Raw genomic sequence first — 12,251 nt, forward strand, 5'->3', positions numbered from 1 at the left:
ACCTTTGTGACATTAAATACAAGATGTTTATATGTTACTGTCAGAATTAAAAACCGGTGATAGCGCCGTCATTACCAAGGTAAAAGGCTACGGGGCTTTTCGTAAGCGCTTGAATGAAATGGGCTTTGTGAGAGGAAAAGTGGTGAAAGCAGTAAAAAATGCCCCATTAAATGATCCGATTGAATATGCTATTATGGGCTATGAAATCTCTTTGAGGCGACAGGAAGCCGCATTTATAGAGATCGTTTCTTTGGAAGAGGCCAGCAATATAGTCGGGATTTCGGGGAGTGCCCGTGACGCGGAAGAAGCTTTCGCTAAACACTGGGAAGGCAGGGACAAACATATACATGTCGCTTTCGTGGGTAATCCGAATGCCGGGAAAACGACCCTGTTCAATTACATGAGCGGTTCGCAGGAACACGTGGGTAATTATGGCGGGGTGACGATCGACGCGAAGAGTGCCACGTTCCGTTTTGACGGGTACGAGTTTAACGTGGTCGATTTGCCGGGAACTTATTCAATTTCAGCTTATTCGAATGAGGAGAAATATGTCCGGGAGTATATCATGAATAACGCTCCCGACGTGGTTATCAATGTGGTAGACTCGTCGAACCTGGAACGTAATCTCTACCTGTCCACGCAATTGATCGACATGGACGTGAAGGGTGTGATCGCCTTGAATATGTACGACGAGCTGGAACGTTCCGGGGCCACTTTCGATTACCAGAAGATGGGAAAGATGATCGGGATGCCGATGGTGCCGACGGTCGGTTCGAAAGGAAAAGGCGTGAAAGAGTTGTTGCGGGAGGTGATCGAGGTGTACGAGGGAAAGAGTGAGGTCGTAAGGCATATTCATATCAATTACGGGAAAGAGATTGAAGATGGTATCGTGGCGATCCGGACGGAATTGAAGGAGGAAAAAGAGCTGATTTGCAATATGTCTCCCCGTTTCTTGTCGTTGATGCTGTTGGAGGGGGACAGGGAGATAACGGATTTTGTTCAGCGAAGCAAGTCGGCCGAGAAGATCATGCCGCTAGTAAAAGAGAATATTTGTCGTGTAGAAGCGACTTTCTCGGAGAGCGTGGAAGCGGTGGTTACCGACACGAAATACGGGTTTATTTCCGGGGCCTTGAAGGAAACTTACAAGGAAAGCCTCGTGAATCGGCGTCGGAAAACAGAATATATTGATGCTATCGTGACTCACAAGTTGTTCGGATTCCCGATATTCTTGTTGTTCCTGTTTACCACGTTTTTTGCCACGTTCAGCCTGGGAAGTTACCCGATGGAATGGATCGAGGCCGGGGTGGGAGCTTTGAGTGAACTGGTGGATGCCCACATGACGGCCGGACCGCTGAAAGATTTGTTGATAGACGGTATCATTGGCGGTGTCGGTAGCGTGATCGTGTTTTTACCGAATATATTGATCCTGTTCCTGTTTATCTCGTTCATGGAGGACACGGGATATATGGCGAGGGCGGCGTTTATCATGGATAAATTGATGCATAAACTCGGGTTACACGGGAAAAGTTTTATCCCGATGATCATGGGATTCGGGTGTAATGTCCCGGCGATCATGTCTACCCGGATGCTGGAGAACCGGAGCGATCGGATATTGACGATTCTGATCAATCCGTTCATGTCTTGTAGTGCCCGTCTCCCGGTATATATTCTTCTGGTTGGGGCGTTTTTTAGCGAGTACGCGGCCTTGGTGCTGTTTGGAATATATCTGGTCGGGATTCTGGCGGCCATCGTGATGGCGAAGTTGTTTAAACGGGTGCTTTTCCACAAGCAAGAGGTGCCTTTCGTGATGGAGTTACCCCCTTATCGTATGCCTACTTTCCGGACGACAATCCGTCACATGTGGAGCAAGGGAGAACAGTACCTGAAGAAGATGGGAGGGATTATCATGTTTGCTTCCATACTGATCTGGGCGTTAGGATATTTCCCGGTAGACAAGGAGTTGGAGGCAAAATATACCGCGCGCAAGGCGGAGGTGACCACGGCTTACGAGGCTACCATAGCTTCCGGGATTGGTAATACGGAGGTTTTGAAGACAGAACAGGAGGCTAAATTAGAAAGTCTACACCGGCAGGAGGTGAGCGAGCGGCAGGAAAATTCATATATCAGTCGTCTTGGTCGGGTCATGGAACCCGTTTGGTCTCCTTTGGGACTGGATTGGAAGGCCGGGGTGAGTTTATTGACCGGGGTGGCGGCCAAGGAGGTTGTGGTGAGTACAATGGCAGTTCTTTATCAGGGTGAAGAGGGAATGGAAGAAGATGATACGTCGACATTGCAGGCTCGGTTGAAGGAGCATGGTTTCACGCCTGTCGTTGCCATAATATTTATTGTTTTCGTGTTGCTTTATTCTCCTTGCTTTGCGGCTCTGATTGCTATAGGGAAAGAGATTGGCATGAAGTGGGCGTTCTTCGTGATGGGTTACACGACGGTACTAGCTTGGGTGGTTTGTTTCGTGTTGAAACAAATACTTGACCTGATCGTTTAGATAATTGAAAATGACAAAAGAGATTCGAAGATGCTGTGATTGCCGATTTAATGATTCTGTGATTATTAAAAACGTTGGCTTTGTGCGGATGGAATCACCTAATCTGAAATCATTAAATCACAGAATTAATTTAAATCGAAAATTGAAATGGATATACAATTGATATTGACATATTTGATCGTGGCAGTGGCCCTCGTTTTCGCGGGAAAAGGGGTTTATCGTTTGTTTAAATCCGCCAAGCGGGGAGGAGGGTGTAATTGCAATTGTGGTTGTGGTGAGAAAAAGAATAGACATAAAAAAAGCTGCTTCTAAAAGCAGCTTTTTTATATTAATGCTTGTGTCTGCGCTCGTCAGATACACTTAATTTTTTTCTTCCTTTAGCTCTTCTTCTAGCTAGAACTGCTCTACCATTAGCGGTAGACATTCTTTCTCTGAAACCATGTTTGTTTCTTCTTTTTCTGTTGTGGGGTTGAAATGTACGTTTCATTGCGATATTATCTTATGTTATTATTTTCTCACTTCGGACTGCAAAAGTAGGGATTTTTTTGATTGTGCCAAAGAATTTTGGAAAATAATCTTATCCGGCCTAACAAAGTTTCCATGTTCTCGTATACTTCCGTGAGCTTGAATGAAAAAAAGGCTCTAATATTTGTTTTATTGAAATAGATGATTAACTTTAAGCCAATTATACTAAGAGACCTATGAGACAGTTAAAAATCAGCAAACAAATCACTGGCAGGGATTCTTTCTCGATAGAGAAATACTTGCAGGAGATTGGGAAAATCGACGTGTTGTCGCCGGATGAGGAGGTTGCTTTAGCCAAGAAAATCCGAGCGGGCGATCAGGCGGCGCGGGAGCTGTTGGTAAAGAGTAACCTGCGTTTCGTGGTTTCCGTGGCCAAGCAATACCAGAATAACGGTTTAACTTTGGGTGACTTGATTAACGAGGGCAATCTGGGATTAATAAAAGCTGCCGAATGTTTTGACGAAACGAAAGGATTCAAGTTTATTTCTTATGCCGTATGGTGGATCCGACAATCGATTTTGCAGGCAATCGCCGAGAATTCGCGTTTAGTTCGCCTACCGTTGAATAAGATCAGCAGTATTAATAAAGTAAATAAGTTTTTCTTCCGCTTGGAACAGGAGTTTCAGCGCGAACCCACGGCAGAAGAGATCGCGCAGAAAATGGATATTCCCGAAAAGGAAGTCAAGGATAGCATGCGTATATCAAATCGTCCGTTATCCATGGATGCTCCTTTGACGACAGACGAGGATTCATCCAGCCTGTACGACGTGATGATCACGGGGGATAATGCCATACCGGATGCCGAACGGGAAATGAATGCCGATTCGTTGCGAACGGAAATCGACCGTTATCTGACGATTCTGGATGAACGGGATGCTTTGATATTGCGAATGTATTATGGACTGGGCGGTTATACTGCGATGTCGTTGGAAGAGATTGGAGATCGGGTCGGGTTAACGAGTGAACGGGTGCGCCAGATAAAATCAAAGGCCATCAGGAAACTGAAGAATTCGTGCCGTAGTAAACGGTTGAAGACTTATCTATAAACAGGAATATTCCATTCCTGTCGGTTGCTAGTTACAAGTTATAGAGAAACGATAACTTGACATTCGTTCTGTTTGTCTTAATTCTTTAATATTTTCAAGAACCTGTGTTTGATATACTTACAGTTTGCAACTAAAATACGTCTTTAAAGTTCATTTTTTCAACTTAATTACTATATTTGTTTCCCGTTTTTAAGGGGGTGTTTTGACGATCGAAAACGTTTGAGTGATGGATTCGATTAATCACAAACACTTGTTCTCAAGAGAGTTGGGTTAGAGGGGGAAAATATTTATTTTGAACATATAATAAAGGAAAACCTTATGGGAAATTATGAATTGAACAAAAATCTGGCACAAATGCTAAAAGGTGGGGTTATCATGGATGTAACCAATGTTGAACAGGCAAAGATTGCCGAAGCTGCCGGAGCATGTGCTGTTATGGCCTTGGAGAGAGTGCCATCGGATATCCGTAAAGATGGTGGAGTTGCTAGAATGTCTGATCCGCAGATGATTAAGGCTATTAAGAATGCCGTGTCTATTCCTGTAATGGCAAAAGTGAGAATCGGTCACTTTGTTGAAGCTCAAATTTTGGAAGCTATTGGTATTGATTATATCGACGAGAGTGAAGTGTTGACTCCCGCTGATGACTTGTATCATGTTGATAAGACAGCGTTTAAAGTGCCGTTCGTGTGCGGATGCCGTAACTTGGGTGAAGCGTTAAGACGTATTGGCGAGGGGGCTTCCATGATTCGTACCAAAGGTGAAGCCGGAACCGGGAACGTGGTTGAGGCTGTAAGACACATGCGTCAGTTGAACAATGATATTCATCAAGTGCAAGCCGCTCCGGTTGAAGCATTGATGACGCTTGCTAAAGAGATGGGCGCTCCTTTTGATTTGGTAAAATACGTGCATGAAAACGGTAAATTGCCCGTGGTGAATTTCGCTGCCGGTGGTATCGCTACTCCGGCTGATGCTGCTTTGATGATGCAGTTGGGTTGCGAGGGTGTATTTGTTGGTTCCGGTATCTTCAAGTCAGGTGATCCTGCCAAGAGAGCGAGAGCTATCGTTTTAGCAACTACTTATTACAATGATCCGGTTAAATTGGCCGAGTTATCCGAGAACTTGGGAGAACCGATGTCCGGATTGGAGATCAGTAAATTGGAGAATAAATACGCCGAAAGAGGCTGGTAATAAATAGTTTATAACGTTCATAAGGTTTGTAAAGTTTATAAAGTAATGGACCTTGCGGATGCCTTGATCGCGATAGTTCTACTGTCGATGAATCTTATCCGGGAGGACACAGACCTTATGAACTTTATAGGCCTTATGATTTTTATAAATTTATTTAGATGAAGAAGATTGGAATTTTAGGATTTCAAGGTGCGATAATCGAGCACGAACGCCAGATCAAGGCGATAGGGCATGAACCCGTGATCGTGAAGTACCCGGAACAATTGGAGGAGATTGACGCGATTATTTTGCCGGGAGGAGAGAGTACGACGATGGGGAAAATTCTTAATCGGACGGGATTAATGGAGCCTTTGCGAGGAAAGATTCTTGGCGGGTTGCCGGTATGGGGAACTTGTGCGGGAATGATTTTATTGGCAAAGGAATTGGTGAATGATACGGTTACTCATTTAGGGGTAATGGATATCGCTGTCCGGCGTAATGCTTACGGTAGCCAGATCGACAGTTTCGCCACGAAACAGGTGATCCCGGCAGTAAGTTCAAATGAAATAGAGTTGGTATTTATTCGCGCTCCCTACATAACCAGAGTGGATGAAGGAGTGGAAGTCTTGTGTGAAGTTGACGGTCATATCGTTGCCGCACAAGAAAAAAATATGCTGGTGACTTCTTTTCACCCGGAACTTACGGATAATACGGAGTTCTTGAAATATTTCGTATCCAAGATATAAAAAGAGACTGTCTGAAAAGTCAATTTACGTAGAACTACCACCCCTAGCCCCTTCTTACACGGGAGGGAAAACCGCTTGGTAATCAACTCTCCCCCTGTGTAAGGGGGTGCCGGAGGGGGTAGTGAACAGACTTTTCAGACAGCTTCTTTTTATATTATAAATTGTCATTCAACTCTTCTATACTTAGCGTTGCCGTTCCAATTTTCTTGACGACAACCCCGGCGGCCACGTTGGCGATGCGTATGGCGTTCGTGATTTCCTGGCCTGAGGTCAGGGCTAATGAAAGGGCGGCAACGACCGTGTCTCCCGCACCGCTTACATCAAATACTTCCTGTGAATGTGTCGGGATGTGCAGGATTTCCTGATTGGAAATCAAGCTCATGCCTTTCTCGCTTCGAGTCACGAGAAGGGCTGATAAACCGTAACAATGAATGATTTCTAAAGCGACTTCCTCGATTTCCCGGTCTTCATTTTTCACGGGATGCCCGATGATATCGCCCAATTCTTTCACGTTCGGAGTGATCAGATCGGCCCCGGCGTATTTCTTCCAGTTTTGTCCTTTTGGATCCACGATAACCCGTGTCCCGTGTCCTTTGGCCGTTTGGATGAGGAAGGTGCAAAGCTTTTCCGAGATCATTCCTTTCCCGTAGTCGGAAATGACGAGGGTAGGAGAGTCTTGAATAAGTTCTGCAAGGTGAGTTTGAAAGTCTTCCCTTGTTTTGTCGGGGAGTTCCAGGTGTTGTTCGTAATCAATCCGGACAATCTGCTGCCTTCCCCCGATGACTCTGGCTTTCGTGATCGTGGGCTGTTCCGTCTTGACAAAATCGGTTTTTATGCCTTTCCGGTGAGCCATGCGTTCGATTTCTTTCCCGAAGAAGTCATGCCCGATAGCCCCGCATAACGTGGCTTGTCCTCCAAGGCTTGTGATGTTGTTGGCCACGTTTGAAGCCCCTCCCAGGCGGGATTCTTCCGTCACGATGTTCACGATCGGCACGGGAGCTTCCGGGGAAATACGTTCTACCTTCCCGAAGTAATACTTGTCAAGCATCACATCCCCGACGATCAATATCTTACAATCGTTGAAATTTAGTTTCATCTTCAAATTTTAGATTTTAGATTTTAGATTGAGTGATCCGATTAATTCTGTGATTTAGTGATTTCCGATTAGGTGATTCCAACCGCACGATTCTCTCGTTCTTTTTTAATAATCACCAAATCATTGAATCGGCAATCACCGAATCTTTTCATTCTAAATTCTAAATTTTAAATTCTACATTACCTTCTCATTCTTCTCCCCCGAACATCATCAGGTAGGCTTTAATGAACTCGTTGATTTCTCCGTCCATGACAGCTTGTACATTAGATGTTTGGTAGTTGGTACGATGATCTTTTACCCGGCGGTCGTCAAACACGTAACTACGGATTTGTGATCCCCATTCGATCTTCTTTTTCGTGCCTTCCACTTTATCCCGTTCCTCTTGTCGTTTCTGCAATTCCAGTTCGTATAACTGGGCTTTCAGAAGACGCATGGCGTTTTCACGGTTCTGTAACTGGGAACGTGATTCCGTGTTTTCGATCATGATACCTGTGGGAGCATGTCGCAATCGAACTCCGGTTTCCACCTTGTTCACGTTCTGGCCTCCGGCTCCTCCGCTTCGGAAAGTGTCCCAACTGATGTCGGCTGCGTTAATCGTGATCTCGATGGTGTCATCCACGGCGGGATAAACAAACACGGAGGCAAACGAGGTCATTCGTTTGTTGGCGGCATTGTACGGGGATAGGCGTACCAAACGGTGAACTCCGTTTTCCGATTTCAGGTAACCGTAAGCGTAATCCCCCTCGAATTCAAGGGTAGCCGATTTGATTCCGGCTTCCTCGCCTTCCTGGTAATCCACGTGTTTCACCTTGTAACCGTTCAGTTCTCCCCAGCGGATGTACATCCGGTAGAGCATACTGGCCCAATCCATACTTTCCGTACCACCGGCCCCGGAATTGATCTTCATGATTGCCCCGAAGTGGTCTTCTTCCCGGCGTAGCATGTTGCGCATTTCAATATCTTCCAACACCCGGACGGTCTCCTTGTATTGCTCGTCAACCTCTTCCTCGGTAGCTTCACCTTCTTTGGCGAAATCGAAAAGCACTTGCAGGTCTTCCACGGCGGAAGTTACTTGCTCGTATCCTTCTATCCATGATTTTAATTCCCGGACTTTCTTCATCAGGACTTCCGCTTCCTTCGGTTTTTCCCACAGATCCGGATTTTGTGTTCTTAATTCTTCTTCAGCGAGTTGTACCTTTTTCCCGTCGATGTCAAAGATACCTCCTCAATGCTTCACCTCGCTCTGCCAATTCTTTGATATGGTCTATTGTGATCATTGTGTGTTAAGTTTATAAATGAAATTCGTCCCTTCATACGAAGGGACGAATGATTTGTATACATTATTTCAATCGTTATTACTCTTTATCGGGAAGTTTTTATTTACCCTATTACTCGTAACAGGACGTCCGCTCAACGTGTTCTCGATCATGTCCTGAAGTTCTTGGGCAAACGCATTTTCACCGTTTCTTCTTGCCATGTCAACGAGCATTTGCAAGGCTTGAACGCTTCTTCTCTCGTCATTTTCCAGGGCTTTCTTGCGATTGGGTGAAAGTGATCCGATGTATCTCAGCGTTTGTGCATTGTCAAGAGCCAAGGCCCATGCCAGATCATTTCCTTTCTCTTTTTCACCTGCCGCATAATATATCGAGATATAGTTCAGCAAGAAAAAGTCAGCCGGAACCTGATACAAAGGAATTTCTTCCAGTGATTTATCCAGAACTCTGACGGCTTCCTGAATCTTGGATGAATCCGTGATCTCGTTTATGATAGAATCGCTGGTGATGTGCGTTTCCGTCATGGCTTCCTGCATGAGTTGTTCGGCCAGACGTAAGAACGTGTTCCGATATTTCATCACGGCAATGGTGTTGTCGTGGAAATGGTCGATGTTCACTTTCGGGTCTTTGATATTTCCCCAAACGAATTTATTCATCAGTTTGTCATACAATATTTTTGTATTAATCCGGCCGAAGTCGTAATAAGCGTTCGTACTTTCCGATTTGATCGGAACTACCCGGTATCCGGCTCCTTCCAGTTGGAAATACTTCTCGAAGCCCATGTAACTGTCTTGTCCCATGCCGACACCGAAGTAAACGGGGCGTTCCCAGTTGTTGGTAGCCAGAATGTCGAGAACCATCAATTGAGATTTGTTCAACGTGTTACCCTTTAGTTGGATTTCCACCCGGTCAACAATCAGGGCAGAATCTTCCGGTTGAACCGTTCCGTTAGCCAGTACTTTTTCTTTATCCACGGGGATATAGAGGCTTCTGGTAGGGATATAATCGACCGCACCACCCTGGTAACGGTGTGATTTGGTTTCCGATGCATCGCTGGCAACAAATTCCATAACTTCTTTCATGCTGAATGGTTTTTGAAGCCGGTCTTCTATGGATACGAAATCCCGAACTCCCGCGTGGTATTGGTCTTTCGTGAAAGAAATAGGTACCCCGTCGCTTTCATAAGCCTTTCGTTTCATCTGGTCGATGTACCAATCTCCGGCGAGCAAACTTAAGTTCACGATACGCACGTCCCGACGGAATCCTTCCACTTCTTGGGCATACCAGAGCGGGAATGTATCGTTGTCCCCGTAGGTGAACAAGATCGCATTCGGGGCACAAGTACTCAGGTAGTTTTTCGCGTGTGCGATTGTTGCGTAACGCCCGCTACGATCGTGATCGTCCCAGTTTTGTGCTGCCATGTTCACGGGAACGGCAAGTAGGCAGACAGCGGTCACGGCAATGGCTGCATTGCGTGAATCCATCCTCTTTTGGAGTAGATCCCACAGGTATAGAACCCCGAATCCTATCCAGATGGCAAAGGCATAGAACGATCCGGCATACGCGTAGTCTCGTTCACGCGGTTGATACGGGTATTGATTCAGGTAAAGCACGATGGCAATACCCGTGAAGAAGAAGAGCAGCATGACTACCCAGAAATCTTTCTTTCCTTGTTTCCCTCGCTGGTACTGGTAGAACATTCCTAGCAGCCCGAGGATAAAAGGCAGCATGTAGTATTTATTGTTTGCCTTGTCATGTTTCAAGGTGTCCGGCATCAAGCTTTGGTCTCCCACGAGAATATTGTCGACAAAAGGAATACCCGTGATCCAGTTCCCGTAGCGGAAATCACCGTGGCCCTGAATGTCATTCTGCCGTCCGGAGAAGTTCCACATGAAGTATCTGAAGTACATGTGACCGAGTTGGTAGCGGAACATGAAACTGAGGTTTTGTCCGAAACTTGGCTTTTGCACGGGTTGCCCGTCAATCATGTACACGGGACCTTTGGGTTGTCCGACCCATTCCATGTATACCTGCGGGTCGCGGGCCTGGCTGTACATACGTGGTAAAACGGTACAGAAACGGGGATCGTATTTCACGTCTTTTTTGTAATCCACGATATCATATTTCCCAGTCTTCTCGTTTTGATAGTAAATCGGGCCTGCATCTTCTACCCCGATCACGGGTGCATTATAATAAGGTCCGTAAACCAGCGGTTCCTGCCCGTATTGATCACGACTGATGTAAGAAAGCAGTGCGAACACGTTGTCCGGGCTGTTCTCGTCGATCGGGGGATTGCTCACGGAACGGATTACTACCATGGCATAACAAGAGTACCCGATGATCATAACCACAAAACAGGTCAGGATCGTATTTACTATCGTGTGATTGTGTTTCAAAGTGTAACGGATACCGTATGTCAATCCGGCGATTAACAGAAGGGCGTAAACAATGACTCCCGAATTGAAGGGTAAGCCAAAACTGTTCACGAACATGAGTTCAAACCAGCCCGCCACGATAATAACGCCCGGGATAATTCCCCACATGATAACTCCCAGTATGACGATCGAGAGGGCCGCCGATTTGATAATACCCCATTTCGAGGTCTCGTATTTCTTGAAATAATATATGAACACGATAGCGGGAATAACCAGTAAGTTCAACAAGTGAACTCCGATCGAAAGCCCGATCATGTACGCGATGAAAACTAACCAACGGTTGGCATAAGGTTGGAATGCAACATTTTCCCACTTCAAGATCGCCCAGAACACGACTGCCGTGAACAGGGACGACATGGCGTAAACCTCGCCTTCAACGGCCGAGAACCAGAACGTGTCTGTAAACGTGTAAGTTAATGCCCCGATAAGTCCCGCACCCATGATAGCGCATAATTGTCCCATGGAACATTCACCGTCTTCTTTTATCACGATCTTTTTTGCCAGATGAGTGATTGTCCAGAACAGGAACAGGATCGTGAAGCCCGAACATAGTGCCGACATGATGTTGATCATGTAGGATTGTGTTTCAGGACTTGGGGCGAATATCGCGAATAACCGCGAGACGATCATGAATAGAGGCGCTCCGGGAGGGTGTCCTACTTGCAGTCCGACTGAGGTCGTGATAAACTCCCCACAGTCCCACAGGCTGGCTGTTGGTTCAACTGTAAGAATGTAAGTAATACTGGCCACCACGAACGCCACCCATCCGGTGACATTATTGATCAACCTGTAACTTAATGTTGGGTGATTTTTAATGTTGCACATGCTTCTCCTTAGTTTGAATTTATATTTCTTATTAATACTCAAGGGTCTAGTTAAAATGTCATGTTTCGACAGCACGAAAATAGCAATTTTCTTTTAATTTTTCTGCATTTTGTTTTGGTGAAATAAAAAAATGCTCTACATTTGCAGCGTCAAAATAACAATAGCGTTGTTGTAGCGACATGAAGATTGTCCCATTGTGTAATGGTAGCACAGCAGATTTTGGTTCTGTCAGTCAAGGTTCGAATCCTTGTGGGACAACAAACAGAAGAGGGGCCTTGCAGCGGGGAAGTTGCAAGGTTTTTTCTTCAAAGTTCATTGAATGTATGCCCAGGTGGTGGAATCGGTAGACACGCTAGTTTCAGGGACTAGTGGCCGTACGGCTGTGCAAGTTCGAGTCTTGTTCTGGGTACAAATTATGAAACAGTATAGTTGAAACCGTTGCAATGCAGCGGTTTTTTTGGTTTTCATGAAACGGTTTTCCCTTGTTTATTTCATTAAAAAGTCCAACATTTGTTCCAACGTTTGTTCCAACACATTTTTCTATGCTAGAAGTTAGTTTTTCATTAGATAATCCGAAACGAGAAGTTTCAACAATTAGAGCATTTATTGGCTCACGTGAAAAATTAGGTGGACC

General features: G+C 45.4%; 9 protein-coding genes and 2 tRNA genes. 7 read left to right on the top strand and 4 right to left on the bottom strand.

Annotation, left to right across the window (positions count from 1 at the left end):
* Window positions 1-31: 31 nt before the first annotated feature.
* Both feoB and DWW52_RS21385 read left to right on the top strand, forming a co-directional pair.
* Window positions 32-2,503: a ferrous iron transport protein B gene (gene feoB, locus DWW52_RS15105; RefSeq protein ID WP_118716338.1), complete on the top strand. Its 2,472-nt coding sequence runs from the start codon at window positions 32-34 to the stop codon at window positions 2,501-2,503.
* 147 nt (window positions 2,504-2,650) lie between these two features.
* Window positions 2,651-2,815: a FeoB-associated Cys-rich membrane protein gene (locus tag DWW52_RS21385; protein WP_118716339.1), complete on the top strand. Its 165-nt coding sequence runs from the start codon at window positions 2,651-2,653 to the stop codon at window positions 2,813-2,815.
* A 16-nt stretch (window positions 2,816-2,831) separates the two neighbouring features.
* Here DWW52_RS21385 and rpmH read toward each other — a convergent pair whose 3' ends face one another.
* A complete protein-coding gene (gene rpmH, locus DWW52_RS15115; protein WP_118716340.1) occupies window positions 2,832-2,990 on the bottom strand; it encodes a 50S ribosomal protein L34 in 159 nt (52 codons plus the stop codon).
* A 214-nt stretch (window positions 2,991-3,204) separates the two neighbouring features.
* Here rpmH and DWW52_RS15120 point away from each other — a divergent pair, with 214 nt between their 5' ends.
* The 3 genes from DWW52_RS15120 to pdxT all read left to right on the top strand — a co-directional run bounded on the left by DWW52_RS15120 (window position 3,205) and on the right by pdxT (window position 5,987).
* On the top strand, window positions 3,205-4,074 hold the full coding sequence (locus DWW52_RS15120) for an RNA polymerase sigma factor RpoD/SigA (RefSeq protein WP_118716341.1): 870 nt from the start codon (window positions 3,205-3,207) through the stop codon (window positions 4,072-4,074).
* Between the two features lie 318 nt (window positions 4,075-4,392).
* Window positions 4,393-5,262: a pyridoxal 5'-phosphate synthase lyase subunit PdxS gene (gene pdxS, locus DWW52_RS15125; RefSeq protein WP_118716342.1), complete on the top strand. Its 870-nt coding sequence runs from the start codon at window positions 4,393-4,395 to the stop codon at window positions 5,260-5,262.
* 158 nt (window positions 5,263-5,420) lie between these two features.
* On the top strand, window positions 5,421-5,987 hold the full coding sequence (pdxT, locus tag DWW52_RS15130; RefSeq protein ID WP_118716343.1) for a pyridoxal 5'-phosphate synthase glutaminase subunit PdxT: 567 nt from the start codon (window positions 5,421-5,423) through the stop codon (window positions 5,985-5,987).
* 154 nt (window positions 5,988-6,141) lie between these two features.
* On the opposite strand, the gene rfaE1 is transcribed toward pdxT, so the two are convergent.
* The 3 genes from rfaE1 to DWW52_RS15145 all read right to left on the bottom strand — a co-directional run bounded on the left by rfaE1 (window position 6,142) and on the right by DWW52_RS15145 (window position 11,617).
* Window positions 6,142-7,083 (bottom strand): D-glycero-beta-D-manno-heptose-7-phosphate kinase, encoded by a 942-nt coding sequence (gene rfaE1, locus DWW52_RS15135; protein ID WP_118716344.1) that lies wholly within the window; start codon window positions 7,081-7,083, stop codon window positions 6,142-6,144.
* Window positions 7,084-7,270: 187 nt separating this feature from the next.
* Window positions 7,271-8,360 (bottom strand): peptide chain release factor 2 gene (gene prfB / locus DWW52_RS15140; protein WP_118716345.1). Its coding sequence is split into 2 segments (ribosomal slippage): window positions 7,271-8,296 and window positions 8,298-8,360, totalling 1,089 coding nucleotides; the frame shifts between segments, so codons are not numbered across the junction.
* A 68-nt stretch (window positions 8,361-8,428) separates the two neighbouring features.
* Window positions 8,429-11,617 (bottom strand): DUF2723 domain-containing protein, encoded by a 3,189-nt coding sequence (locus tag DWW52_RS15145; protein ID WP_118716346.1) that lies wholly within the window; start codon window positions 11,615-11,617, stop codon window positions 8,429-8,431.
* Window positions 11,618-11,804: 187 nt separating this feature from the next.
* On the opposite strand from DWW52_RS15145, the gene DWW52_RS15150 reads away from it, so the two are divergent.
* Both DWW52_RS15150 and DWW52_RS15155 read left to right on the top strand, forming a co-directional pair.
* A tRNA-Gln gene (locus DWW52_RS15150) sits at window positions 11,805-11,875 on the top strand.
* Window positions 11,876-11,942: 67 nt separating this feature from the next.
* Window positions 11,943-12,026, top strand: a tRNA-Leu gene (locus tag DWW52_RS15155).
* Window positions 12,027-12,251: the final 225 nt, after the last annotated feature.

The sequence above is a fragment of the Odoribacter sp. AF15-53 genome, from assembly GCF_003479425.1.
GTDB lineage: Bacteria > Bacteroidota > Bacteroidia > Bacteroidales > Marinifilaceae > Butyricimonas.